The organism is Streptomyces sp. NPDC025721 (assembly GCF_055558595.1).
The window spans coordinates 101,455-127,303 of sequence record NZ_JBVHMF010000019.1; the positions used below are offsets into that span (position 1 = coordinate 101,455).

Sequence of the window (25,849 nt, forward strand, 5' to 3'; positions counted from 1 at the left end):
GGCGGACCTATCGCTTGTGGGGTTCGAGTTGGGGGCGGCGCGGTGTCTCGACCTCGCGCCCCGGCCGGGCGGCGGCGTGCTTCGCCGGAGCCGTACGATCCCCCAGCCGTGTGGCGCAGAACAAGCACTGGTCACCGATGACTTCGAGCCCGCACCAGGTGCAGGTGTCGCGCCGTACCGAGGTGACGAGTTGGTAGAGCATGCCCACATCGGCGATGTAGGCGGTGAATTCGACCAGCCGGGACGTGCCCCACCAGCGTGGGGAGTCGGTCGGCAGCGGTACTTCGCGCAGGTGCTGGGCGCGCCAGCCGCTGGCGAGCGGTCCGGTGACCCAGGCGGGGTCGACGCCCTTGCCCGCGACGGCGAGCTGTGTCTGGTAGCCGGGTCCTGGCGGTACGGTGCCCGGTTCGGCCTCGGCCAGGTACGGCTCGGGGTGCGCGACGACGGCGAAGTGCCGTCCCGGCACGAGGGACTTGACGTGGGCGCCGACGCCGACCGGGACGCGGTCGAGCTTGGCGACAGAGCCGAGCAGCGCGCCGGAGTGCAGGTAGTACGTGAGCAGCCGGGCGCCGCCCGCGAGGACGCCGGGGCCGAGGTCGGTGCCGGAGAGCTGGCGCAGTTGCTCGGCGAGCAGGGCGATGGCCAGCGGGGGCAGCGGGCTGGGGACGATCGCTATCCGGTCGGCTTCGAGGGCGGACCGCACGGTGTGCATCCGGCGCCTGGCGGGGTCGGCCGGTTCGGCCGGTGCCAGGGCGATGAGGTGCCCGTACGTGTCGAGCGCGGTCGTGGTGCGCGTCAACTGCTCTTCCAGCGAGAGCGAGAGATCGTCAGAGGTGACGGTGATGACGCTCGGCATGCGGAACCTCCCCTCCTGCGCCCGGTGGTGGCCGGTACCTGGCGATTCGCGGTCGTCAGCTTATCGATGTGTAGCGGCTTGGGTGCGGAAAGTTGCGGATCGGAAGTGGTGAACGACAGGTGTCCGGCGGAGGTCTTGACAACCGAATTGGTCTGGACCAACTTTCTCCCTGTCATCTGTTTTCTGCATGCGCTTCACATTGCTCCGCACGTCGGCACTTCAGGTCACCCGTTCACGTCCGTACGTCATGTCATGCGCCACCGCACTCCCACTACCCCCCAACTCCTTGCCCCCAGGAGGCAGTCGTGGAACGTGCATCGCACGCGAATCAAGCGAGCCATGCCCAGCACAGATCAAAGCTCGTCCGCTCGACGTTCTTCCGCCGAGGTATCGCGGGGCTGAGCGCCGCCGCGGTGATCGGCACCGGTGTCGCGCTCGTCGACATGGGCAGCGCCAGCGCCGCGACCACCAACCTCGCCGCCAACCCCGGCTTCGAGAGCGGCCTTTCCGGCTGGACCTGCACCGCGGGCAGCGGCAGCACCGTCTCCAGCCCGGTGCACTCCGGCTCCGCCGCCCTCAAGGCCACCCCGACCAGCAGCGACACCGGCCAGTGTTCCCAGGTCGTCAGCGTGCAGCCCAACTCCCAGTACACGCTCAGCGGTTGGGTGCAGGGCTCGTACGTCTACCTGGGCGCGACCGGCACCGGCGGCACCGACCCGTCCACCTGGACGCCGTCGGCCTCCTCGTACCAGCAGCTCAGCGTCAGCTTCACCACCGGCGCGAACACCAAGTCCGTGACGATCTACACCCACGGCTGGTACGCGCAGCCCGCGTACTTCGCGGACGACATCTCGCTGTCGGGCCCCGGCGGTACGGGCACGACCCCGCCGACCACCCCGCCGACGACGCCTCCCACGACGCCTCCCACCACTCCCCCCACGACACCTCCCACCACCCCGCCCACGACGCCTCCCACCACGCCGCCGACCAGCCCGCCCACCAGCAGCATCCCCAAGCACGCGGTCACCGGCTACTGGCAGAACTTCAACAACGGCGCCACCGTGCAGACCATCGCGCAGGTGCAGAGCCAGTACGACATCATCGCCGTCGCCTTCGCGGACGCGACGACCACGCCCGGCGCGGTCTCGTTCACCCTCGACCCGGCGCTGAACTACAGCACCGCGCAGTTCAAGGCGGACATCGCCGCCAAGCAGGCCGCGGGCAAGAAGGTGATCATCTCCGTCGGCGGTCAGAACGGCACCATCTCGGTCCGTGACTCCGCCTCGGCCACCAACTTCGCCAACAGCGTCTACACGCTGATGCAGACGTACGGCTTCAACGGCGTCGACATCGACCTCGAGAACGGCATCGACACCACCTACATGCCGCAGGCGCTGCGCGCGCTGAGCGCCAAGGCGGGCTCGTCGCTCATCATCACGATGGCGCCGCAGACCATCGACATGCTCTCGGCGGGCAGTGACTACCTGGCCACCGCGCTGAAGATCAAGGACATCCTGACCGTCGTCAACACCCAGTACTACAACAGCGGTTCGATGAACGGCTGCGACGGCGGCGTCTACAGCCAGGGCACGGTGGACTTCATCACGACCCTGGCCTGCACCGCCATCCAGGCCGGGCTCTCCCCGTCCCAGGTCGGCATCGGCACCCCGGCGTCCACCAGCGCCGCGGGCTCCGGTTACGTCAGCCCGACCGTCGTCAACAACGCGCTCGACTGCCTCGCCAAGGGCACCGGGTGCGGGACCTTCCACCCGTCCACCACCTGGCCCACCATCCGCGGGGCCATGACCTGGTCCACCAACTGGGACGCCTCGGCGGGCAACGCCTGGTCCAACAGCGTCGGAGCCCACGTGCACGGCATGCCGTAACACGGAGTCCGCTCCAAGGGGGCGCCCCCCGCCGCCTCCCCCCTCCCGCAAGAAAGGCCCCCCCCCCCCCCCCCCCCCCCCCCCCCCCCCCCCCCCCCCCCCCCCCCCGACGCGTTCCCCGCGCCCCGAAAGCTCTCCTCCCGCGCGGGAGGAGCCGTCACCCCAGGACGGCCAGGGCGTCGATTTCGATCAGCAGGCCGGCGGGGAGGCCGACGTAGATGGTGGTGCGGGCGGCGGGGGGCTCGACGAGGGAGGCGAAGAACTCATTGTAGATGGCGTTGAGTTCGGCGAAGTGGTCCGTGTCCGTGAGGTAGACGCGGATCATGATGACGTCTTCCCAGGTGGCACCGCCCGCTTCGAGGACGGCCTGGACGTTGGCGAGGGTCTGGAGGGTCTGCTCGCGCAGGCCGGGGCCCGCGGGCGTCGGGGGCTGGCCCTCGACGGCCGGGAGGAAGCCGACCTGGCCGGCCACCTGGAGGAGATTCCCCTTGCGGACGCCGTGCGAGAACTTGGCGGGCGGCGCCGTGTGGGTGGCCGGGACGATCGCGGTCTTCTGGCCGTTGCTCATGCGGAGTTGTCCTTCACTGAATCTGGTGCGGGTACAGACGCGGATACGGATGCGGGTACGGGTACGGGTACAGATGCGGATGCGGGCGCGGGCGCGCTTCCCGACAGGTCGCGGCTGACGGCCTCGGCCGTCCGCAGCAACAGCGGGCGCAGGCGCAGCAGTTCGTCGGCGGGGACGACGACATTGGGGGCCGAGAGCGACATGGCGGCGCAGACGCGGCCGTCGGGACCGCGCAGGGGCGCGCCGACGCAGTTGATGGACTCCTCGTGGCCGCCGAGGTCGGTGGCCCAGCCCTGTTCGCGGACGCGGGCCAGTTCGGCGAGGAACGCGGCGGCGTCGGGCGTGGACTTCGCGGTGTAGCGGGGGTACTCCAACTGCTCGGCCACCGAGCGCCGTTCGGGCTCGGGCAGGTCGGCCAGGAGCAGTTTGGCGACGGCCGCGACCGTGATGGCGACCGGGCGGCCGATCCGGGAGTACATCCGTACCGGATAGCGGCTCTCGACCTTGTCGATGTAGACGACCTCGCCCTGCTCGTACACCGCGAGGTGCACGGTGTGGCCGGTGCGTTCGTTGAGCGCGGCGAGGTGGGGGTGGGCGATGCCGCGGATGTCGAGGGTCTCGATGGCCTGCTGGGCGAGGGCGAACAGGCGGGCGCCGAGCCGGTAGCGCTGGTCCTGCTGCCGGTAGACCAGGCCGTGTTCGTGCAGGGTCCGCAGCAGCCGCAGCGCGGTGGACTTGTGGACATCGAGCCGGGTGGCGACCTGTTCGAGCCCCGCCGGGCCCTCGGCCAGCAGCGGCAGGATGCTCAGCGCGCGGTCGACCGTCTGGCTCACCGCGGTCCCTCCTCCGTCGTCGTGGGCGCACGATCTCCGGACGCCGTCCACCCGGCGCCCAGCCGCAGTCTCCCCCATGCCGCGTCGTCCAGGGTGACCAGCGCGTCGGCGCGGGCGCGGCCGGGCGGCGTGCCGAGGTCGCCCGGCTCGGTCAACGCGGCGGCGGCCAGCACATGGCCGTGCCTGACGCGGTCGCGTACGGGCAGGCCGCGCAGGGCCGCCGACAGGTACCCGGCGGCGAAGGCGTCGCCCGCGCCGACGTGCGCGACGACGTCGACCGCGAGGGCGGGGACGTGACGGCGTTCGTCGCCGTCGAAGACGGTCGCGCCCGCCTCGCCCTGCTTGACCACCAGCGTCCGCGGCTCGGGCAGCGCGGCCCGTACCGCGGCCGCGTCCGGCAGCCCCCAGGCGGCCTGCGCCTCGTCCTCGCCGACGAAGACGAGGTCGCAGCCGCGGGCGAGGTCGAGCGTGCGCCGGGGGTCGGCGTCGCGCCACAGCGCCGGGCGGTGGTTGACGTCGAAGGAGACCAGCGGGCGTCCCGGCGCGCGGCGGGTGAGGCCGCGCATCAGCTCCGCGCAGGTCGCGGAGAGCGCGGCGGTGATGCCGGTGAGGTGCAGCACCCGGCCGCTCCACGCGTCGGCGCGGGCGACGAGGTCGGGGGCGAGCGCGGAGGCGGCGGAACCGGCCCGGTAGTAGACGACCTCGGCCCGGTCGGCGGGGGCGTCCGTACCGACGGCGCGCTCGCCCGCCGTACGGAAGTACACGCCGGTGGGGCGGTGCGGGTCGCGCTGTACGGCGCTGACGTCGACCCCGGCCGCGGCGATCGTCTCCACCAGGTGGTCGCCGAAGCCGTCGGCGCCGACGCGGCTGATCCAGCGGGCGCGGTGGCCGGTGCGGGCCAGGGTGCAGGCCACATTGGACTCGGCGCCGCCGATCGCGCGGTGGAAGGCGGGCACGTCGGCGAGGCGGCCGGGGCGGGAGGGGACGAAGGTGACCATGGACTCGCCGAGGCAGACGACGTCGAAGTCGGCGGCGCCGGGGGCGGCGCTCGGGCTCGTCGGTACGGTCACGGCGGTCACTCACTTCTGCGGGCCGCGGCGGGAGCGGCGGTGGCCTGGTGGGCAGGAGCACCGTTGACCAGGCACTCGCGGGGATGTTAGACAGCTTGCATCACTGTATGCAACGGCCGTTGCATATGTTGCAACTCGGGAGGTTCGATGACGGCGGACGTGGGCGGACACGGGGGCGGGGCCGGGGCCGGGGTCGGCACGGGTGCCGGTGCCGGTGCCGGTGCCGAGCGGGTGGCGGCGCTGGCGGCCGGGCTGCGCGAGGAGCGGGTCGACCACCGTTTCAAGGGGCTGCCGCCGGACGCCGAGGGGCTGACCGTCGGCGAGCTGGCCGACCAGCGCCGCGGCCTCTTCGACGGCGGCTTCACCACGCCCGTCCTCGTCCTGTCCCAGGCCGCCCTCGCGCACAACCTCGACCTCCTGGAGCGGTACACCGCCCAACACGGCCTGTCCTTCGCCCCGCACGGCAAGACGTCCATGGCCCCGCAGCTCTTCGCCGACCAACTCGCGCGCGGCGCCTGGGGGATCACCGTCGCCGTACCCCACCAGGCGCGCGTGTGCCGGGCGTTCGGGGTGCCGCGGATCTTCATCGCCAACGAGGTCGTCGACCCGGTGGCGCTGCGCTGGATCGGCGGTCAGCTCGACGCCGACCCCGGCCTCACCGTCGTCACGTACGTCGACTCCGTGCGCGGTGTCGAGCTGATGGACGCGGCGCTGCGGGACGCCGGGACGCGGCGGCGGCTGGACGTCGTCGTCGAGCTCGCGGGCGGCGAGGGCGCCAGGACCGGTGTCAGGACCGAGGACGAGTGCGCGGCCGTCGCGGCGGCCGTCGCCGCGACCGGCACGCTGCGGCTGACCGGCGTCGCCGGGTACGAGGGCGAGGTGCCGGACGCCGACCCCGAGCGGGTACGTGCGTGGCTGCGGCGGCTGGTCGCGCTCGCAGGCGCCCTCGACGCCGACGGGCTCTTCGGGGACGCCGAGCAGATCGTGGTCAGCGCCGGGGGCTCCGCCTGGTTCGACCTCGTCGCGGAGGTCTTCGCGGACGTGCCCGCGATGTCCCGGCCGGTCCTGAAGCTGCTGCGCTCCGGGGCGTACGTCACGCACGACGACGACCACTACCGGCGGCGCACGCCGTTCAACCGGGTCCCGGACGAGGGCGCCCTCGAACCGGCCTTCCGGCTCTGGGCCCAGGTCGTCTCCCGGCCCTCGCCCACCCAGGCATTCCTCAACGCCGGGAAGCGCGACGCGCCGTACGATCTCGGGCTGCCGTCCGTCCAGACGGTTCGCGGCGCCGACGCCGGTCCGCGTCCGGCGCCGGACGGGCTCACCGTCACCGCCCTGTCCGACCAGCACACCTGGCTGGCCGTGCCCGCCTCCGACCCCCTCGCCGTCGGCGACTGGGTCGCCCTCGGCCTCTCCCACCCCTGCACCACCTTCGACAAGTGGCCCCTCATCCCGGTCACCGCCCCCGACGCCACCGTCCCCGCCTACATCCGCACCTTCTTCTAACCCACCCGCCCCCCCATGTCCTCAATCGCCGGACGGGCTGAAAAGGGGGGGTTGGCGCGTCCCGCGCCGGCAGCGGTGCCCGGACCGTCTGGCCCGCGCGGCGCGGGCGGCGCGGCGCAGGCTTCGCCCGCCCACCGGACGGGCTCGGCGGAGGCCGCCGGATGGGCGGGAAGGCGGCTCGGGTCCGGGCGGGACGACCGCCGGGTCCGAACCCTGGGCACGGGCGGCCGGTTGGGCGGGCGCGCCAGAAGCAACAAACAGCCCGTCCGGCGACCGAGGACGAAGCCCGCCGTCGGCCGACCAGCGCGAAGCAACGCACAGCCCGACCCGCGACCGACGACGCAACCCCCGCCAGCCGACCAGCCCGTCCGGCGGTTGAGGGCCAGGCCCGGCGGCGATGGGCGGCAACCGTGACGACATGAAAGGCCCCGCCATGGATCTCGTGTTCCGCGACGCTCGCGTCATCGACGGAACGGGGGCGGCGTCGTATGTGGCGGACGTGGGGCTGGCGGGGGGCCGGGTCGGGGAGATCCGGCGGAAGGACGGGGGGCGGCGGCTCACGGCGAGACGGGTGGTGGACGCGGAGGGTCTGGCGCTGGCGCCGGGGTTCATCGACATGCACGCGCACAGCGACCTGGCGCTGCTGCGGGACCCGTCGCACGAGGCGAAGGCGGCACAGGGCGTGACGCTGGAAGTCCTCGGCCAGGACGGCCTGTCGTACGCGCCGGTCGACGACCGGACGTTGGCGCAGGTGCGGGCCCAGATCGCGGGGTGGAACGGCGACGGCTCGGACGTGGAGTTCGACTGGCGGAGCGTCGGCGAGTACCTGGACCGGCTGGACCGGGGCATCGCGGTCAACGCCGCGTATCTGGTGCCGCAGGGCACGGTCCGGATGCTGGCGCTGGGCTGGGAGGACCGCCCGGCCACGGCGGCGGAGCTGGCACGGATGAAGGAACTGGTCGCCGACGGCCTGGCCCAGGGCGCGGTGGGCCTGTCGTCGGGGCTGACGTACACACCGGGGATGTACGCGTCCGACGCGGAACTGACCGAGCTGTGCCGGGTGGTGGCGGCGTACGACGGCTACTACTGCCCACACCACAGGTCGTACGGGGCGGGCGCGCTGCGGGCGTACGAGGAGATGGTGGCGCTCACCGAACAGGCGGGCTGCGCGCTGCACTTGGCGCACGCCACGATGAACTTCCCGGAGAACGAGGGCCGCGCCCCCGAACTGCTGGCGCTGCTGGACGCGGCCCTGGCCGCAGGCGCGGACATCTCCCTGGACAGCTACCCCTACCTCCCCGGCTCCACAACCCTCGTGGCGATGCTGCCCAGTTGGGCCACCGAGGGCGGCCCCGACGCGACGCTGGCCCGGCTGCGCGACGACGCGACGGCGGCGCGCATCCGCCGGGTGATGGAGGTGGACGGCGCCGACGGCAGCCACGGCGTCCCCGTCGACTGGTCGGTGATCGAGGTCGCCGGGGTGCGCGAGCGCTCGCTGGCCGCCCATGTCGGGCGCAGGATCGCGGACTTCGCGACCGCCCGGCGGCTCCTGCTGGAGGACCGGCTCGCCACCACGATCCTCCAGCACGTCGGCCACGAGGAGAACGTCCGGGCCATCATGCGGCACCGCGTCCACACCGGCGGCTCCGACGGCATCCTGCGCGGCGACAAGCCGCACCCGCGCGCGTACGGCACCTTCCCCGAGTATCTGGGCCGCTACGTCAGGGAGTTGGGGGTGCTGCCCCTTGAGGAGTGCGTGGCCCATCTGACCGGCAGGCCCGCCGCCCGGCTGCGGCTGCCCGATCGCGGCCTGGTCCGCGAGGGCTACCGCGCCGACCTGGTCCTGTTCGACCCGGCCACCGTCGCGGCCGGTTCCACGTACGACCGCCCCCGCACCCTGCCCACCGGTATCCCGTACGTCCTGATCGACGGCCGGTTCGTCATCGAGGACGCCCGTCGGACGGACGTGCTGGCGGGACGCTCGGTGCGGCGGACCGAGGCGCGAGGAACGGCTGGTCGGCGAACGGCCCGGGGGTGAGGGCCCCTGGGGCGAGAGTCCCTGAGGTGAGGGTCTCGGCGATCGCCGGTACGGCGGTCAGGTCGTCGGTGATGACCGCCTCCAACGCCCCGGCGGCGGCCCGGTCGTTGGGCGTGATCCGCCCGGAGTAGAAGATCACCGGACCCGCGTAGCCGCGTGACCTCACACCGCGTACCAGCGCGAAGCCCTTGGCGGGCTCGTCCGCGAAGCCCGCGTGGCAGAGCAGCAGGGCGGGGCGGTGTTCGGCGAAGATCTGGACGAGTTCGGCTTCCGTGTCGGCGGGGAGCACGGCGGAGCTCACCGTCAGCAACTGGGCGATGGCACGGCCTCTGCCCCGCGCGAAGCCCGCCGCCACCGCGAGCGCGAACGTACGCTCCGGCGTCCCGGCCGGGTAGCCGGAACCCTGTTGCGGCGCGTGCCAGGCCGGTGCGTCGGCGCCGTACCCGGCCAGTTCCGGGTCGTCGAGCGCGGGGCTCACCGACTGCGGCCGCTCCAGCGGATCCGGCTCGTACGGCGACCCGTCACCGCGCGGGTAGCCGTAGCCGTACCCCGGCGCGTACCCCTGCACGGGCCCCTGCCCGTACCCCTGCACGGGCCCCGGGTACGGCGGCGTGCCGACCCCCGTATCGCCGTAGTCGACCGACGATCCGCTCGGCTCCGGTGACGCCACCGGGTCCCCGGCCGGTTCCGGCCCGGCCGCGGGCTGCGGCGCGCTCTCCCACGGACCGGCCAGCGGCGGATACGGCGCCGTCTCGCCGTCCTCGGTGCCCTGCCGCAGCCGTCGCAGCACCAGTTCGGACTCGGGCAGCGCCACCAGGTCCTCGACCAGGGAGACGAAGGCGGGGTCGCCCGCCAGGTCGGGGAAGCCGACCGGGAGCTGGGCTTCGAGGTCGGCGAGGACCGTGCCGTGGTCCTCGTGCCCGTGCAGCGGCGGCAGGGAGTGGGCGCGCAGGAAGTCGGCGACCATCGGCCGGTCGGGGTCGGCGAGCGGCGCCGGGGACCACAGGCGGGTGCGGACCCGGCGGTAGGTGCGGAATTCGCGCACCACGTCGGCGTCGTCCCCGGGCCCGGCGGGCGCCGTCATCATGCGGTGGAAGTCGGGATAGAGGTACTGGAGCAGCAGGGTGCGGATGACGGCCTCGGGGCGGATGCCCGCCCAGACCGGGTTGAGGCTCGCCTCCAACAGCAGGCCGTTGAGCAGGCGTTTGACCCGGCGCGGGTTGCGGGCGGCGCGGTAGGCGAGGAGTTCGACCAGGTGCGGGTCCAACAGGTGGTCGATACCTGCCAGTTCGGCGCAGGAGCGGACGTACGCCTGGATCTCCCGGCCGCTGGGGGCGGGGATGCGGTAGCTGGTCTGGAAGATCTTCTCCACGAAGGCGGCCCCGGCGGGCGAGAGATCGGGCAGCAGTCCGCCGGGGCCGATCGCGGCGCGGTCGCAGCCGATGACGAAGGCGAGGCCCGGCACGTCGAGGTAGACCTTCACGGCCTCGCAGACGGCGAGGAAGGTCTGCTCCGAGCAGCGGTCGAGGTCGTCGATGAAGATGACGAGGAGTTTGCCGCCGGGCGCGGAGCCGCGCGTCGCGGTCCACTCGCCGACCATGTCGCGCAGCGCGTCCCGCATGCCGTTGCGGGCGCCCGCGTCGACCGACAGGCGCTTCCACAGCTCGTCGACCATGCCCGCCACGCCGAGCGGCCCGGCGGCGACGACGGTCAGCGCCCGTAACAGGCCCATCAGGGCGCCGCCGGCCCTGATCCGGCGCAGGGCGCGCCGCAGGATGCTGGGGTCGACCTGGTTGAGCACCGATTTGATGAGCCCTTCGAGGGCGTCGCCGCCGGTCGAGGTCCAGGCGTTGTACCAGACGGTGTGCACGTCGGGGAACCGCTGGAGCCGTACGTCGACCAGCCGCATCAGGCTGCTCTTGCCCATCCCCCATCCGGCGTCCACCGCGAGGGTGAAGGGCGTGGCGTCGCGCGAGGCCACCAGCAGTCCGGTGAGCTGCGCCGCCGCCCGGTTGGCGCCGAGCAGGTCGCGCGTCTCGTCGGCCACGGGTTCGTCGTTGAGCAGAGCGAACGCGGGCGGGGTCACCGGCGGGTACGAGGACCCGTACGGGGATGCGTACGGCGTCGCGTAAGGCGTCGCGTACGGCGACATGGGCGGCGGTCCGGCCGCTGGGGAGGACACCGTCCAAGTCTGGCAGCCGCGCCCCCGGGTCCGCCGGTACGTGGCGGAAAACACCGAGCGGTCCGCGTGACGTGGCCGTAAGGTGACCGGCATGCAGGTGATCCAGTCCACGAAGCTCGCCAACGTCTGCTACGACATCCGGGGCCCGGTCCTCGAAGAGGCCATGCGGCTTCAGGCGGCGGGTCACCGCATCCTGGAGCTGAACACCGGGAATCCGGCGCCGTTCGGGTTCGAGTGCCCGCCGGAGATCCTGGAGGACATGCTCAGGTCGCTGGGGACGGCGCACGGGTATGTGAACTCCAAGGGCATCCTCCCGGCGCGCCGCGCGGTGATGCAGCACTACCAGACCAAGGGCATCGACCTGGACGTCGAGGACGTCTACCTCGGCAACGGGGTGTCGGAGCTGATCCAGATGTCGATGCAGGCGCTGCTCGACGACGGTGACGAGGTGCTGGTGCCCGCGCCGGACTACCCGCTGTGGACGGCGTCGGTCTCGCTGTCCGGCGGCACGGCCGTGCACTACCGCTGCGACGAGCAGGCGGAATGGCAGCCGGACCTCGCCGACATCGAGCGGAAGATCACCGACCGCACCAAGGCGATCGTGATCATCAACCCGAACAACCCGACCGGCGCCGTGTACGACGACGAGATGCTGCGCGGCATCGCCGAGATCGCCCGCAGGCACCGGCTGATCGTCTGCGCCGACGAGATCTACGACAAGATCCTGTACGACGACGCGACGCACACCCCCTTCGCCGCCATCGCCCCCGACCTGATGACCCTGACCTTCAACGGTCTGTCGAAGGCGTACCGGGTGGCGGGCTTCCGCAGCGGCTGGCTCGCGGTCTGCGGCCCCAAGGACCACGCGACCAGCTACATCGAGGGTCTGACGATCCTGGCGAACATGCGGCTGTGCGCGAATGTGCCCGCGCAGCACGCCATCGCCACCGCCCTCGGCGGGCGCCAGTCCATCAAGGACCTCGTCCTGCCCGGCGGCCGGCTGACCGAGCAGCGCGACGCGGCGTACGCGGCCCTGACCGCCATCCCCGGCGTCACCTGCGTGAAGCCCAAGGGCGCCCTCTACGCCTTCCCGCGCCTCGACCCCAAGGTGCACAAGATCAAGGACGACCAGCAGATGGTCCTCGACCTCCTGCGGGCCGAGCGCATCCTCGTCGTCCAGGGCACCGGCTTCAACTGGCCCGACCCCGACCACTTCCGCCTCGTCACCCTCCCCGCCAAGGAGGACCTGACGGACGCGGTCACCCGCATCGGCGACTTCCTGGGCGGCTACAGCCAGGTGCCGTAAGAGGTACGGCGTCCGGGAGGGGTACGGCGAAGGAGCGCGGGAGGTCACCGCGAAGGGGCGCGGGCGATCCGCGCCCCCCACGTCAGCCCAGGCGCGCCACCAGGGACTCGTACTCGTCCCACAGCTCGCGCGGGGTGTGGGTGCCGAAGGTTTCGAGGTGGGCGGGGATGAGGGCGGCTTCCTCTTTCCAGACCTCGCGGTCGACGGACAGCAGCAGGTCGAGGTCGTCCTGGGAGATGTCGAGCCCCTCGGTGTCGAGGTCGCCGGGGGCCGGCAGGATGCCGATGGGGGTCTCGACGCCCTTGGCCTCGCCGTTGAGGCGTTCGACGATCCACTTCAGGACCCGGCTGTTCTCGCCGAAGCCCGGCCAGACGAAGCGCCCGGCGGCGTCCTTGCGGAACCAGTTGACGTAGTAGATCTTCGGCAGCTTGGCGGCGTCGTGCGTCTTGCCGAGCGACACCCAGTGGCCGAAGTAGTCGCCCATGTTGTAGCCGCAGAACGGCAGCATCGCGAAGGGGTCGCGGCGCAGTTCGCCGACCTTGCCCTCGGCGGCGGCGGTCTTCTCGCTGGCGACGTTGGCGCCGAGGAAGACGCCGTGCTGCCAGTCGAAGGACTCGGTGACCAGCGGTACGGCCGAGGCGCGGCGTCCGCCGAAGAGGATCGCGGAGATCGGGACGCCGCGCGGGTCCTCCCACTCGGGCGCGATGATCGGGCACTGCGCGGCGGGGACGGTGAAGCGGGCGTTGGGGTGGGCGGCGGGCGTGCCGGACTGCGGCGTCCAGTCCTGGCCCTTCCAGTCCGTGAGGTGCGCGGGCGGCTCCTCGGTCATGCCCTCCCACCACACGTCGCCGTCGTCGGTGAGGGCGACATTGGTGAAGACGGAGTTGCCGTACATCGTCTTCATCGCGTTGGAGTTGGTGTGCTCTCCGGTGCCGGGCGCCACGCCGAAGAAACCGGCCTCGGGGTTGATGGCGTACAGGCGGCCGTCCTCGCCGAAGCGCATCCAGGCGATGTCGTCGCCGATGGTCTCGACGGTCCAGCCGGGGACGGTGGGCTCCAGCATCGCGAGGTTGGTCTTGCCGCAGGCCGAGGGGAACGCGGCGGCGACGTACTTGACGGCCTCGGGTCCCCCCTTGGGCGGGGTGAGCTTGAGGATCAGCATGTGCTCGGCGAGCCAGCCCTCGTCGCGGGCCATGACGGAGGCGATGCGCAGCGCGTAGCACTTCTTGCCGAGCAGGGCGTTGCCGCCGTAGCCGGAGCCGTAGGACCAGATCTCGCGGCTCTCGGGGAAGTGCGAGATGTACTTGGTGCTGTTGCACGGCCACGGCACGTCGGCCTGGCCCTCTTCGAGCGGGGCGCCCAGGGTGTGCACGGCCTTGACGAAGAAGCCGTCGGTGCCCAGTTCGTCCAGCACGGCCTGACCCATCCGGGTCATGGTGCGCATGGAGACGGCGACGTACGCGGAGTCGGTGATCTCCACGCCGATGGCGGACAGCGGTGAGCCGACCGGGCCCATGCAGAAGGGCACGACGTACATCGTGCGGCCCTTCATCGAGCCGCGGAAGACGCCCTTGTCGCCGGTGAAGATCTCCCGCATCTCGGCGGGGGCCTTCCAGTGGTTGGTCGGGCCCGCGTCCGCCTCGTTCTCCGAGCAGATGAAGGTCCGGTCCTCGACCCGCGCCACGTCCGAGGGGTCGGAGGCCGCGTAGTACGAGTTGGGGCGCAGGGTCGGGTCGAGCTTGGTGAAGGTGCCCTTGGCGACGAGTTCTCCGGCCAGGCGGTGGTACTCCGCCTCCGAGCCGTCGCACCACACGATCTCGTCGGGCTGCGTGAGTTCGGCGATCTCGCCGACCCAGCGGGTCAGTTCCTGATGGTTGGTGGGAGCCGCAATACCGCGCGCCACGATCGCTCCGTCCCGCCGGGTCCGCACAGAACCGGCGTCACAAATTGAGGGTTTGGTTCTCGGCCCCTTGGGGGCTGCGGCCCGGACGCGTTCGTGGAGTGCTCATCCGGTACCGACCGCACTCATATGAGTGTGGGCCCCGTCAAATGATTCTGTCCAGGGCGCCGCGAGTGAGCATCACCACTCCGGGAGTGTCCCGCGCCACCTTTGAATCTACTAACAGGTAACTTACGCGACCGTAGGTAGGATTGACGGCATGGCCCTTGGCAACGACACTTCAGAGGTGCTCCCCACCGTCGACGGCGTCGACTTGCCGATCCCCGTGAAACCCAAGCTCAGAGGGTGGTTGCACGCGGGGATGTTCCCCGCCGTGCTCGTCTCGGGAGTCGTGCTCACCGCCTTCGCCCAGAGCACCAGGGGACGGATCGCCTGCGGCGTCTTCACCGTGACCGCGTGCGCGCTGTTCGGCGTGAGCGCGCTCTACCACCGGGGCAACTGGGGCCCTCGGGGCGAAGCGATTTTGCGACGACTTGACCATGCGAACATCTTCCTGATCATCGCGGGCACGTACACGCCGCTGGCGATCCTGCTGCTGCCCGGCGACACCTCGAAGGCGCTGCTGTGGGTCGTCTGGGCGGGCGCGCTCGCCGGAATCGCCTTCCGCGTCTTCTGGGTCGGCGCCCCGCGCTGGCTCTACACCCCGTGCTACATCGCGCTCGGCTGGGTCGCGGTCTTCTTCCTGCCGGACTTCCTGCGGACCGGCGGCGTGGCCGTCATGGTCTGCGTCATCGTCGGCGGCCTGCTCTACAGCGGCGGCGCCGTCGTCTACGGCTTCAAGCGGCCGAATCCGTCACCGCGTTGGTTCGGCTTCCACGAGGTCTTCCACTCCTTCACGCTGGTCGCCTTCATCGTCCACTACGTCGGCATCTCGCTGGTCGCCTACCAGCACACGTAATCCGCCGGGCCGCAGCCGGCCCGCCCCTTCACCCACCCGCGCCCGTCCCCACGGGGGCGGGTTTTTTCGTACGCCCGCACGTCGGCGCGCGTCCGCGGGTGAGTGAGGGCGCGTACGCCGGTGCGTACGCGTACGCCGACACCCATCCGCGGACGCGCCCGCCCGCACGGGTTCCCATGCGGCGATCTGACAGCTACTCTTTTTTAGGAGTCACTTTCATTTGACACAGACCTTCAGGAGCCGTCATGGCAACCTCTTCCTCCCCGGCCCCGCCCCCGGCGGACGCGCAAGCCCCGCCGCAGGCGGACCCGCGGCGCTGGCTGGCACTGCTCGCGATCATCGCCAGCGTCCTCGTCCTCAGCTTCGACACGACGATCCTCAACGTGGCGCTGCCGACGATGTCCGCCCAGATCGGCGCCGACACCGGCGACATGCAGTGGATCGTGGACTCGTACACCGTCGTCTTCGCCGCCGCGATGCTCCCGGCGGGCCTGCTGGGCGACCGGTTCGGACGGCGCCGGATGCTGGTCACGGGCCTCGTCGTGTTCCTGGCCGGATCGATGCTCGGCGTGCTGGCGCACAGCCCGGGACCGGTGATCGCCGCCCGTACGGTGATGGGCGTCGGCGGGGCCTTCATCATGCCGCTGGCGCTGTCGGTGCTGCCGTCGATGTTCAGCGGGCAGGAGCGCTCGCGGGCGGTCGCGATCGTGTCCACCGCGATGGCGCTCGGCATGCCGCTCGGCCCGATCATCGGCGGCACGCTGCTCGAACACTTCTGGTGGGGCTCGGTCTTCCTGATCAACATCCCGCTGGTCGGCCTGAGCGTCGTCGCCTGCATGACGCTGCTGCCCGAGACCCGCGACCCCGCCGCGCCCCGGGTGGACGTCCCCAGCACGGTGTTCGCCGCCGGGGGCCTCGGCGCCCTGGTCTTCGGAATCATCGAGGCGCCCGACCGGGGCTGGGGCGACCCGCTGGTGCTGCTGATGCTGTTCGGCGGGGTCGCGCTAATCACCGGGCTGGTGCTGCGCGAGCGCGGGGTGAGCAGGCCGATGCTCGACCTGACCCTGCTGCGGCAGCGCGGTTTCGTGTGGAACGCGGTCGCCGCCACCCTGGTCACCTTCATCCTCACCGGGCTGCTCTTCGTCCTGCCGTCCTACCTCCAGACCTCCCTGGGCTACGACGCGTTCGGCACCGGTCTGCGGCTGCTGCCGATGATGGGCGGGCTGATGTTCGCCGCCCGCGCGGGCTCCCCGCTGGTCAAGCGGTTCGGCCCGCGGCCGGTGATCGTCGGCGGACTCGCCGTCCTGGCGGGCGCGGCCTTCCTCGGCAGCACCACGCGCGTCGGTGACGGTTACGGCGTCACCGCCCTGTGGCTGTCGATCGCCGGACTCGGCTTCGGCCTCGCCATCGTGCCCGCCATGGACAGCGCGCTCGGCGCGCTCCCCCGCGAGCGCGCGGGCAGCGGCTCGGGACTGCTCCAGACGCTGCGGCAGACCGGCGGCGCGATCGGCGTCGCCATCCTCGGCAGCGTCCTCGCCGCCGGGTACACCGGACGGCTGGACACCGGCGGCCTGTCCTCGGCCGCCGCGCACACCGCCAAGGACTCCGTCGTCGGCGCCCACGCCGTCGCCGCCTCCCTGGGCGACCGCGCGCTGGCCACCGCAGCCGACGCCGCGTACCTGCACGGCATGAGCGTCGTCCTCACCGTCTGCGGTGTCGCGTCCCTGGTGGCCGCCGCGCTGGTGGCGGCCTTCCTGCCGAATCCGCGCACCGGGAAAGCGACGGACGGGGGCGCGGCCGACCGGGGCGCGAAGGGGTCTGGAGACGGGTCCGGACACGGGTCCGGGTCCGGGAGCGACACCGCGCCCGGCATCGTGACCGGCTCCGTGACCGGCTCCGACACCCGCGCCGGGGCATCGCTGCCCGTGGCAGAACGCACCACGGATGCCGGACAATGAGGCCATGTCCCCTCGCTCCAGCGGCATCATCCCGGCGAAGACCGGTCTGCGCGAACGCAAGAAGGCCCAGACCCGCCAGGCCATCCGCGCCGCCGCCTACCGGCTCTTCGCCGAGCAGGGGTACGACGCCACCCCCGTCGACCAGATCGCGGCCGAGGCGGACGTCTCGCCGAGCACCGTCTTCCGGTACTTCCCCACCAAGGAGGACATCGTCCTCACGGACGAGTACGACGCGGGCATGGCCGAGATGCTGCGGTCCCGGCCCGCCGACGAGTCACCGCTGACGGCGCTGGAAATGGTCATGCACGAATCGCTCAGCCTGCTGCTCCAGGACCCCGAGGGCCAGGCCGAGATGGTTCAGCGCGAGGAACTGGTCCGCGACGTCCCCGCCATCCGCTCCCGCTCCCACGAAACCATGTCGGAGACCGGTCGGCTGCTCGGCGGCATCATCGCCGAGCGGTCCGGCCGCTCGGCCGACGACCTCGAGGTACGCGTCTTCACCGCCGCCGTCTTCAGCGTCATCCACGAGACGACGATGTACTGGGTCGAACAGGGCCGCACCGAAGACCTCCTCCCCCTCCTCGACCGCGCCCTCGGCCTGCTGCGCGGTGGCCTGGAGTTCTGACCCCGCGCGCCTCCCCCGGCACCAAGCCCCCAGCCCCCACCCCCCGGTGACCCGGCCACCCCCGATCCGCCCCGCCGGGACGGGCGGAGACCCACGGCAGCGTCGTGGCCTAGCGCGCACCCCCGCAGGGGGGCCGACTAGCTTGGGCGGGGTCCGGTCCACACGTCGGAGCGGAGCTGCGAGCGCAGGGTGCGGGCGTCGGACGTCGGCGCGTCGCAGACGAAGTTGCGGCAGACGTACGCGGCGGCCTGCCCGGCGCGCGTCGGCCGGGCGTGCAGCAGCGGGAATTCCGTACTGCCCTCCTCGCCGACCGCGACCACGGCGCCGGGCGCGGCGCCGAGCAGCGCGGTGAGGTGGAGTTCGTCGGTCAGGGGATCGCCGACCGCGCCGACGACGGCGACCTCGCGCGGCCCGTCGAGCGCGGCCTCGGCGACGGCCAGACCCCAGCCGACGAACCGCGGCGCGCGGGAGGCGAGCGCGCCGACGACACCCAACGCCCTTTCCGCGGCGGTGCGGTGGGCGTCGGAGCCGGTGTGGGCGGCGTACGTGAGCAGCGCACCCGCGGCGGCCGTCCAGCCGGACGGCGTCGCGTTGTCGGTGGGGTCCTGCGGGCGGCGGATCAGGGTCTCGGCGTCGTCGGCGGTGTCGTACAGCCCGCCGTCGTCCGCGGTGAAGTGGACGATGACGGAGTCGAGCAGCAGCCCGGCGAAGTCCAGCCAGACGCCCTCGCCGGTCACCGACGCGAGCGCCAGGAAGCCCTCGGCGACGTCGCCGTAGTCCTCCAGCACACCGTCGTTGGCCCCGGCGACGCCGTCGCGCGAGGTGCGCGAGAGCCGTCCGCGCTCGTCCATGTGGACGCGTACGAGCAGGTCGGCGGCGTCGACCGCGGCCTGTACGAGGTCGGGCCTGTCGAAGTAGGCGCCGGTCTCGGCGAGCGCGGCGATGGCCAGGCCGTTCCAGGCGGCGACCACCTTGTCGTCGCGCCCCGGACGGGGGCGCGACGCGCGGGCGGTGAGCAGCCGTTCGCGTACGGAGGCGACCCGGTCGGCGTCCACCACGCCGTTGCCCTGCGGAAGTTGGAGTACGGAGGCGCCCTCCTCGAAGGTGCCCTCCTCGGTGACGCCGAAGTAGCCCGCCGCGAACTCCCCGTCGGCCGCGCCCAGTACCTCGGTGAGCTGCGCGGGCGTCCACGCGTAGTAGGCGCCCTCGGCGTGCTTGCCGGTGCCGTCGTCGCTGTCGGCGTCCAGCGCGGACGCGAACCCGCCCTCGTCCGTGGCCAGTTCGGCGATCATGAAGTCCGCGGTCTCCAGCGCGACGCGGCGCGCGAAGTCGGAGCCGGTGGCCCGCCACAGGTGCGCGTACACGCGGGTGAGCAGCGCGTTGTCGTAAAGCATTTTCTCGAAGTGCGGGACGGTCCAGGTGCGGTCGACCGCGTACCGGGCGAAGCCGCCGCCGAGTTGGTCGTAGATCCCGCCGCGCGCCATCGCCTCGCAGGTGTCGCGGGCCATCTGCAACGCGCCCTCGGCGCCGGTCCGCGCGTGGTGCCGCAGCAGGAACTCCAGCGCCATGGACGGCGGGAACTTCGGCGCCCCGCCGAACCCGCCGCGCCGCGCGTCGTATTCACGGGTCAGCCCGAGCAGCGCCGCCGACAGTTCGCCTTCACCCGGATGGACGGCCGCGCCATACGCGTCGGCCCGCTCGGCCAGGTCCCGGACGATCCGCGTCGCGACATCCGCGACCTCCTCGCGCCGGTCCCGCCACGCGGCGACGACGCCCTCCAGCACGTCCCGGAAGCCGGGCATCCCCTGCCGCGCGGCCGGCGGGAAGTACGTACCGAAGTAGAACGGCTCGCCCTCCGGCGTCAGAAACACCGTCATCGGCCAGCCGCCCTGACCGGTGGCCGCCTGCACAGCCTCCATGTACACGGCGTCGACGTCCGGCCGCTCCTCGCGGTCCACCTTCACCGACACGAAGTGCTCATTGAGATACGCGGCCGTCACCTCGTCCTCGAAGGACTCGTGCGCCATCACATGGCACCAGTGACACGCGCTGTACCCCACGCTCAGCAGCACCGGCACACCGCGCTTGCGCGCCTCCGCGAACGCCTCCGCCCCCCACGGCCACCAGTCCACGGGATTCGCGGCGTGCTGGAGAAGATAGGGCGAGGTCGCGTCAGCCAACCGGTTCACGCGGCCTAGCCTCTCACAAAGCAAGGCACGCGAGACGATCGCGCGCGGCGGCGGGAGGCTGTCGTTCGGGCTTCTCGACGCACCGGGCGGGAGCGGGAGCGGGACCGGTGGGGACGGGGTCCGGCGGGGGGCGGGGCGGTCAAGGGGCCGGGGGTGGGGCGATCTCCTGGAGGAGGGTCTCGACCAGGGACTTGATCTCGTCGCGGATCGGTCGCACGGCTTCGACGCCCTGGCCGGCCGGGTCGTCGAGCTTCCAGTCGAGGTAGCGCTTGCCGGGGAAGACCGGGCAGGTGTCGCCGCAGCCCATCGTGACGCACACGTCGGACTCGCGTACCGCGTCCACGGTGAGGATCTTCGGGGCCTCGGCGGAGATGTCGATGCCGACCTCGGCCATGGCCCGGACGGCGGCCGGGTTGACGGCGGCGCCCGGGTCGGACCCGGCGGAGCGGACCTCGACGCGGTCCCCGGCCAGGTGGGTGAGCCACGCGGCGGCCATCTGCGAGCGGCCGGCGTTGTGGACGCAGACGAACAGGACGGAAGGCTTGTCGGACATGGGACTTCCCTGTTCCTTCCTCGGTTGAACGGCGTGATGAGACCGGCGTGATGAGACGGGCGTGGTGCGACGGCTTGACGGGACGGGTTCGCTGCGGCGACGTGGCGAGGCGAACGAACGATTCAGCCCGCGCTGGTATCAGCGGCGACTGATGTGTGACAGTATCAGTCCATGCTGACATCAGTCGACACTGATCTGATGCGGGTGCTGGCCGACCCGCTCAGGCTCCGGATCGTGACCCTGCTCGCCCGCGAGACCCTGTGCACCACGCACCTGGTCGAGGAGACCGGAGCCAGGCAGACCAATCTCTCCAACCACATGAAGGTCCTGCGCGAGGCGGGCGTGGTGGACACCGAGCCCTGCGGCCGGTTCGTCTACTACAAGCTGCGCCCCGAGGTGCTGGCCGGACTGTCCGAGCGGTTCGCCGCGCTCGCGGAGTCCGCGCGTACCGCCGCCGAGAACAAGCGGGCGTGCCCGTGACCTCGGCGGAACCCCGGCCCGCGCCCTCGGCGGAACCCCGGCCCGCGCCCTCCGCGGAACCCCGACCCGCGCCCTCCGCGGAGCCCGCCGCCGCCCGCTCACCGGACGGCGGTCCGGCCCCGCGCGACTCGGTCGTCGGGAAGCTCTCCGCCCTGGACCGCTACCTCGCGGTCTGGATCCTGGCCGCGATGGGGGCCGGTCTGGGGCTGGGCCGCGCCGTCCCGGGGCTGAACGACGCGCTCGCGAAGACCGAGATCGGCGGGATCTCGCTGCCGATCGCGCTCGGCCTGCTCGTGATGATGTACCCGGTGCTGGCCAAGGTCCGCTACGACCGGCTCGACCGCGTCACCGGCGACCGGAAGCTGATGGCGTCCTCCCTGCTCCTCAACTGGATCGTCGGCCCCGCCATCATGTTCGCGCTGGCCTGGCTCTTCCTGCCGGACCTGCCCGAGTACCGCACCGGTCTGATCATCGTGGGACTCGCCCGCTGCATCGCCATGGTCATCATCTGGAACGACCTCGCGTGCGGCGACCGCGAGGCCGCCGCCGTCCTGGTCGCGCTCAACTCGGTGTTCCAGGTGCTCGCGTTCGCGCTGCTGGGCTGGTTCTACCTCGACCTGCTGCCGCGTCTGCTCGACCTCGGCGACGGCCAGGGCCTGGACGTCTCCGCCTGGCACATCGCGCTGAACGTCGTCGTCTTCCTCGGCGTGCCCCTGCTCGCGGGGTTCCTCACGCGCCGCGTCGGCGAGCGGCGCGTGGGGCGCGAGCGGTACGAGAGCGCGTTCCTGCCGAGGATCGGCCCGTGGGCGCTGTACGGGCTGCTGTTCACGATCGTCGTCCTCTTCGCCCTCCAGGGCGGGACGATCAGCTCGCGCCCGCTGGACGTCGTACGGATCGCGGCTCCGCTGCTGGTCTACTTCGCGGTCATGTTCTTCGGCGCCTTCCTCCTCGGCAAGGGTGTCGGTCTGGCCTACGACCGCACCGCGACCCTCGCGTTCACCGCGGCGGGCAACAACTTCGAACTGGCCATCGCGGTCGCCGTCGCCACCTTCGGGGTCACCTCCGGCCAGGCGCTGGCCGGGGTCGTCGGCCCGCTGATCGAGGTCCCCGTCCTGATCGGCCTCGTCCACGTCGCGCTCGCCTGGCGCCGGAGGTTCACCGCCGACGCGCTGACGACGGCTGATTGACGCTGATTGACCTACGCCTTACGCGTCCTGGCCGCGGGGCCAAGTCCTGACGGGGGCGCTGCTGCGGCCGGCCCGGCCGCTCAGCTCGGCGTCGAGGGTCTCCTGGGCCACGCGCATGGCCTCGGCGTACACGGGGTCCTCCAGCCGCTTCCACATGTCGTCCGCGGAGACGTCCTCCACGCGGCTGACCACCCACCAGATGTTGCCGAAGGGGTCCTTGATCCGGCCGCCGCGCTGTCCGAAGGCGTCGTCGGCCAGCTCCGTGACGATACGGCCGCCGGCCGCGACGGCCCGCGCGAACGCCTCGTCGGCGTCGGCGACGAACACCCGCAGCAGGCTCGGCACGACAGGCCAGTCCGCGTGCCGGTCGAAGGCCAGCACCACGGTGTCGCCGATACGGATCTCGCCGTGTCCGATCAGGCCGTCCTCCGTCGCCACCCGCCCGAGTTCCTCACCCCCGAACGCCGCGGCCACGAAGTCGAGGAACGCCCCCGTGTCGTCGGTGACCACCCAGGGCGCCACCGTGGTGTAGCCCTCGGGCGCGGCATTGGTCTTCTCGGGCATCGCGGTCCTTTCGCTGACATCGGTTGTCGACAGCGACGCTAGGCGCGATTGCGGTCAGTTCCGGTCCGCAACGGCGCAGCGGCGGTGCCGCGATCCGCCGATACCCCCGCCCGGGCCCGGTCGGTCACGGCCGGCCGGGGGCCACGGCCGGCTCGGGGCTCGGGGTGAGGTCGCGGCGGGGCAGCAGGAGCGGGGTGGTCAGGATGAGCAGGCCCACGACCGTGAGGGCGGTGCGCGGGCCGGTGACGTCGGCGAGCAGCCCGGCGAGCGCGGTGAGGACGGCGATGGCCGTCTGCTGGCCGATCGACCAGGCCGACAGGGTCCGGGCGACGAGGTGCCGGGGGGTGTGTTCGAGCCGGTAGGTGGCGAGCACCGGTGTGTACAGGCTCATGTTGACGATGATCGCCAGCTCGACGGCGATCACGGTGAGCAGGCCGACGACGCCGGGCCGGACGAAGGCCAGCCCGATCAGCCAGACGGCGCGCAGGGTGCCGACGGTCCGGAAGACCCACTGCTGCCCGTGGCGGGCCACCACCCGGCGGGCCAGCCGCGAGCCGATGAGCCCGCCGACGCAGGGCGCGGCGAAGGCGAGGCCGTACTGCCAGGGCGGGAAGCCGAGTTGGCGCAGCAGGAGCACGGCGAGCAGCGGTTCCGTGGCCATGATCAGACCGCCGACGAGCAGCTGGTTGAGGTAGAGCGCCCGCAGGCCGGGGTGGCCCAGGAGGTGCCGCCAGCCGTCGAGCAGCGCGCCCGCCCGGGTCGTCGGTGTGCCGGTGGGCCGCGGCGCGTCCTCCCGGCCGCGGATCGCGGTGACGCACAGCGCGGAGCACAGGTAGCTGAGCGCGTCGGCCACGACGGTGACGACCGGCCCGAACAGGCCGATGGCCGCTCCGCCGAGCGGTGGCCCGACCGCGATGGAGCTCCAGTTCGTGGACTCGAAGCGGGCGTTGGCCACGAGCAGGTCGTCCGGCCGGACGAGCGTCTTGAGGTAGGCGCCGCTGGAGGCGTTGAAGGCGATCTTGGCCGCGGCGGACACGGCGGAGACCACGAGCAGGTGGACGAAGCTGAGCCAGCCGAGGGCGTACGCGGCCGGGACCGTCGCCATGACCGCGAACCGGGTCAGGTCCATCGCGACCATGACCGGGCGCTTGCGCCGGAACTCCACCCACGGCGCGAGCGGCAGCGCGATCAGCGCTCCCACCGCGGGCCCCACGGCGGACAGCGCGGACACCTCGGCGGGGCCCGCGTGCAGGGCCAGCACCGCGATCAGCGGCAGCGCGCCGAAGCCCAGCCCCGACCCGTAGGCGCTCACCGCGTACGCCGTCCACAGCCAGCCGAACGGCCGGCCCAGCGCTCTCCTGCCCCTCATGCGCGGCGCTCCCCCTTCGACGGGCCGACGTGGACCGGTGAGAGCTAAGCGAGCGGCACAACCGCAGGTCAAACAACCGCACCGCCCGCGATCCACAACCATTCGTTGTTCACTAAGGTGAATCGACGTGGACCTCGAAGCCGTACGCACCTTCGTCGCCGTCGCGGACGCGGGCCAGTTCCAGAAGGCCGCCGCCGACCTGTCGATCACCCAGCAGGCGGTCTCCAAGCGGGTCGCCGCGCTGGAACGCGCCCTGGGCATGCGGCTGTTCGCCCGCGCCCCGCGCGGCGCCGAACTCACCATCGACGGCCAGGCGTTCCTGCCCCACGCGCGCGAACTGCTGCGCGTCGCCGAACGCGCGGTCGCGTCCGTACGCCCCGGCCGCCGTCCGCTGCGCGTCGACGTGATGGCCTCGCGCGGCGCGCAGGCGGGCCTGATGCGCGGCTTCCACCGCGCGCACCCCGAGATCGACCTCGACGTGGTGATGCTGCTGGAATTCGGCACGGCCGTCGGCGCCGTCAGGTCCGGTGCGATCGACGCGACCTTCCGCGCCGTCGCCGCGCCCGGCCTGCCGCTGCCCGAGGACGTCGCGTCCGTACGGGTGCTCGACGAGCCGCTCCAGCTCCTCACCGGCCCGGCCCACGCGCTGGCGGGCGCCCGGTCGGTGACCGTCGAGCGGCTCGTGGGGCACCGGATCTGGATGCCCGGCATCGTCCCCGGCTCCGAGTGGGGCGCCTACTACGACGACCTCGTCGACGAGTTCGGCCTCACCATCGAGGCGACCGGCCCCAACTTCGGTTCCGACGCGCTCCTCGACACCCTCGCCGAGACCCCGGCGCTGGCCACCTTCATGGGCGAGCCCACCCGTCTCATCTGGCCCGCGGGCCACGGCCTGCGCCGTATCCCGGTGACCGACCCCACCCCCGTCTACCCGCACGCCCTCCTGTGGCACCGCGACAACCCCCACCCGGCGCTGGCCGTTCTGCGCGCCCACCTCGCCGCCGCGGCGACCGCCCACGACGCCGCCGGGACGTGGCGCCCCGACTGGGTGATCCCCCCGCCTCCGGTGTCACCGCCGACGAACTCCGGGCCGGATGCGCCGGGTGGCGGCTGACCGACGTGACGCCCGGTGCGCGTCCGGTCCGGAAAGCCGGGGGTCGGCGCGTACGCTCATGGGCGGATGTTCCGGAAGTGGCGGAAGTGGTGCCAATGGCACCAGTGGCGCCAGCGGGAGCGGTGCCGGGTGAGCGTGAGGGGTGGTCGCGGATGGCGGGGCGGATTCGGGTGCTGCTGACGGCCGTACTGGTGGCCGTGACGGGGATCGTGACGGCGTCGGCACCGGCCTCCGCGGTGATCGGCGGGTCGAAGAGCACGTACGGGCCGTGGGCGGTGCGGATGTTCGTCGACGGAAAGCCCGTGTGCACCGGGACGGCCGTGACGCGCCGGTGGATTCTGACCGCGTCGCACTGCTTCTTCGAGCAGGCGCGGCCGGTCGCGGACAAGCGGATCACGTTCCGGGTGGGCAGCCTCGACGTCCGCAAGGGCACGACGGTCCGGCCGGTGCCCGGCGGGCGCGTGGGAAGCGCCGTCGCCGACATGATGCTGGTCGAGGTGCCGGCCATGAACGTCCGCACGGCGCGCCTGTCCACCGCGCCCGTCCGTCCCGGCCGGACCGTGCGGGTGTACGGGTGGGGCGCGACGTGCGCCGGGGACGAGAACTCCTGCCAGTCGCCGGTGCTCAAGCAGTCGCGGCTGCGGGGGGGGGGGGGGGGGGAGACTCGGTTCTACGGCGCCACCGCGACAGGAGGATCTACAGCCCCT

The 25,849-nt window shown here is 72.4% G+C and carries 21 protein-coding genes; 11 read left to right on the top strand and 10 right to left on the bottom strand.

The features are described 5' to 3' along the window. Window positions 1–7 precede the first annotated feature (7 nt). Window positions 8–856, bottom strand: a complete 849-nt coding sequence (locus ACZ4EF_RS24785; RefSeq protein WP_467506413.1) for a hypothetical protein — start codon at window positions 854–856, stop codon at window positions 8–10. A 389-nt stretch (window positions 857–1,245) separates the two neighbouring features. On the opposite strand from ACZ4EF_RS24785, the gene ACZ4EF_RS24790 reads away from it, so the two are divergent. Then, window positions 1,246–2,742: a chitinase gene (locus ACZ4EF_RS24790; RefSeq protein ID WP_391049374.1), complete on the top strand. Its 1,497-nt coding sequence runs from the start codon at window positions 1,246–1,248 to the stop codon at window positions 2,740–2,742. Window positions 2,743–2,899: 157 nt separating this feature from the next. On the opposite strand, the gene ACZ4EF_RS24795 is transcribed toward ACZ4EF_RS24790, so the two are convergent. Genes ACZ4EF_RS24795 through ACZ4EF_RS24805 form a run of 3 tightly spaced genes read right to left on the bottom strand, consistent with a single transcriptional unit; the run spans window position 2,900 to window position 5,213 of the window. Next, a complete protein-coding gene (locus tag ACZ4EF_RS24795; protein ID WP_355347857.1) occupies window positions 2,900–3,310 on the bottom strand; it encodes a RidA family protein in 411 nt (136 codons plus the stop codon). Beyond that, a complete protein-coding gene (locus ACZ4EF_RS24800) occupies window positions 3,307–4,143 on the bottom strand; it encodes an IclR family transcriptional regulator (protein WP_467506414.1) in 837 nt (278 codons plus the stop codon). The genes ACZ4EF_RS24795 and ACZ4EF_RS24800 overlap by 4 nt, the downstream gene beginning before the upstream one ends. Next, a complete protein-coding gene (locus tag ACZ4EF_RS24805; RefSeq protein WP_467506415.1) occupies window positions 4,140–5,213 on the bottom strand; it encodes a sugar kinase in 1,074 nt (357 codons plus the stop codon). The genes ACZ4EF_RS24800 and ACZ4EF_RS24805 overlap by 4 nt, the downstream gene beginning before the upstream one ends. Before the next feature lie 147 nt (window positions 5,214–5,360). On the opposite strand from ACZ4EF_RS24805, the gene ACZ4EF_RS24810 reads away from it, so the two are divergent. Both ACZ4EF_RS24810 and ACZ4EF_RS24815 read left to right on the top strand, forming a co-directional pair. Continuing rightward, window positions 5,361–6,719 (top strand): alanine racemase, encoded by a 1,359-nt coding sequence (locus ACZ4EF_RS24810; protein ID WP_401721715.1) that lies wholly within the window; start codon window positions 5,361–5,363, stop codon window positions 6,717–6,719. Between the two features lie 433 nt (window positions 6,720–7,152). Beyond that, on the top strand, window positions 7,153–8,757 hold the full coding sequence (locus ACZ4EF_RS24815; protein ID WP_467349413.1) for an N-acyl-D-amino-acid deacylase family protein: 1,605 nt from the start codon (window positions 7,153–7,155) through the stop codon (window positions 8,755–8,757). Here the strand turns inward: ACZ4EF_RS24815 and ACZ4EF_RS24820 are convergent. Further along, entirely contained in the window at window positions 8,660–10,939 is a 2,280-nt protein-coding gene (locus ACZ4EF_RS24820) for a KAP family P-loop NTPase fold protein (RefSeq protein ID WP_467506416.1), read from the bottom strand. The genes ACZ4EF_RS24815 and ACZ4EF_RS24820 overlap by 98 nt on opposite strands. Window positions 10,940–11,030: 91 nt before the next feature. On the opposite strand from ACZ4EF_RS24820, the gene ACZ4EF_RS24825 reads away from it, so the two are divergent. Continuing rightward, complete coding sequence (locus tag ACZ4EF_RS24825; RefSeq protein ID WP_391127123.1) at window positions 11,031–12,245, top strand: pyridoxal phosphate-dependent aminotransferase; 1,215 nt, start codon at window positions 11,031–11,033, stop codon at window positions 12,243–12,245. Between the two features lie 82 nt (window positions 12,246–12,327). On the opposite strand, the gene ACZ4EF_RS24830 is transcribed toward ACZ4EF_RS24825, so the two are convergent. Further along, window positions 12,328–14,148, bottom strand: a complete 1,821-nt coding sequence (locus ACZ4EF_RS24830) for a phosphoenolpyruvate carboxykinase (GTP) (RefSeq protein WP_467506417.1) — start codon at window positions 14,146–14,148, stop codon at window positions 12,328–12,330. A gap of 256 nt (window positions 14,149–14,404) precedes the next feature. Between ACZ4EF_RS24830 and trhA the strand changes: the two genes are divergently transcribed. The 3 genes from trhA (at window position 14,405) to ACZ4EF_RS24845 (ending at window position 17,686) form a co-directional block, all read left to right on the top strand. Further along, window positions 14,405–15,103, top strand: a complete 699-nt coding sequence (gene trhA / locus ACZ4EF_RS24835) for a PAQR family membrane homeostasis protein TrhA (protein ID WP_467506418.1) — start codon at window positions 14,405–14,407, stop codon at window positions 15,101–15,103. 245 nt (window positions 15,104–15,348) lie between these two features. Further along, window positions 15,349–17,061, top strand: coding sequence for an MFS transporter (locus ACZ4EF_RS24840; protein ID WP_467506419.1), 1,713 nt, complete (start codon window positions 15,349–15,351; stop codon window positions 17,059–17,061). A 4-nt stretch (window positions 17,062–17,065) separates the two neighbouring features. After that, window positions 17,066–17,686 (top strand): TetR/AcrR family transcriptional regulator, encoded by a 621-nt coding sequence (locus ACZ4EF_RS24845; RefSeq protein WP_355347827.1) that lies wholly within the window; start codon window positions 17,066–17,068, stop codon window positions 17,684–17,686. 137 nt (window positions 17,687–17,823) lie between these two features. Here ACZ4EF_RS24845 and ACZ4EF_RS24850 read toward each other — a convergent pair whose 3' ends face one another. Then, on the bottom strand, window positions 17,824–19,875 hold the full coding sequence (locus ACZ4EF_RS24850) for a thioredoxin domain-containing protein (RefSeq protein WP_391049134.1): 2,052 nt from the start codon (window positions 19,873–19,875) through the stop codon (window positions 17,824–17,826). A 139-nt stretch (window positions 19,876–20,014) separates the two neighbouring features. Beyond that, window positions 20,015–20,428: an arsenate reductase ArsC gene (locus ACZ4EF_RS24855; protein WP_467506420.1), complete on the bottom strand. Its 414-nt coding sequence runs from the start codon at window positions 20,426–20,428 to the stop codon at window positions 20,015–20,017. A gap of 171 nt (window positions 20,429–20,599) precedes the next feature. Here ACZ4EF_RS24855 and ACZ4EF_RS24860 point away from each other — a divergent pair, with 171 nt between their 5' ends. Together ACZ4EF_RS24860 and arsB are read left to right on the top strand one after the other, a co-directional pair. Then, window positions 20,600–20,908, top strand: a complete 309-nt coding sequence (locus tag ACZ4EF_RS24860) for an ArsR/SmtB family transcription factor (RefSeq protein ID WP_355350097.1) — start codon at window positions 20,600–20,602, stop codon at window positions 20,906–20,908. Then, window positions 20,899–22,095: an ACR3 family arsenite efflux transporter gene (gene arsB, locus ACZ4EF_RS24865; protein ID WP_467506421.1), complete on the top strand. Its 1,197-nt coding sequence runs from the start codon at window positions 20,899–20,901 to the stop codon at window positions 22,093–22,095. Before ACZ4EF_RS24860 ends, arsB begins: the two co-directional genes overlap by 10 nt. Before the next feature lie 18 nt (window positions 22,096–22,113). Here arsB and ACZ4EF_RS24870 read toward each other — a convergent pair whose 3' ends face one another. Together ACZ4EF_RS24870 and ACZ4EF_RS24875 are read right to left on the bottom strand one after the other, a co-directional pair. Then, window positions 22,114–22,659, bottom strand: a complete 546-nt coding sequence (locus tag ACZ4EF_RS24870) for a VOC family protein (protein ID WP_391049126.1) — start codon at window positions 22,657–22,659, stop codon at window positions 22,114–22,116. 124 nt (window positions 22,660–22,783) lie between these two features. Beyond that, the gene (locus tag ACZ4EF_RS24875) at window positions 22,784–24,028 is read right to left on the bottom strand and encodes an MFS transporter (RefSeq protein ID WP_467506422.1); all 1,245 of its coding nucleotides are present in this window, start codon (window positions 24,026–24,028) and stop codon (window positions 22,784–22,786) included. 127 nt (window positions 24,029–24,155) lie between these two features. On the opposite strand from ACZ4EF_RS24875, the gene ACZ4EF_RS24880 reads away from it, so the two are divergent. Together ACZ4EF_RS24880 and ACZ4EF_RS24885 are read left to right on the top strand one after the other, a co-directional pair. Further along, window positions 24,156–25,142 carry a LysR family transcriptional regulator gene (locus ACZ4EF_RS24880; protein WP_467506423.1) on the top strand — a complete coding sequence of 329 codons (987 nt, stop codon included), beginning with the start codon at window positions 24,156–24,158 and terminating at the stop codon, window positions 25,140–25,142. Between the two features lie 152 nt (window positions 25,143–25,294). Beyond that, a partial coding sequence (locus ACZ4EF_RS24885; protein WP_467506424.1) for a trypsin-like serine protease occupies window positions 25,295–25,849 on the top strand: 555 nt, incomplete at its 3' end.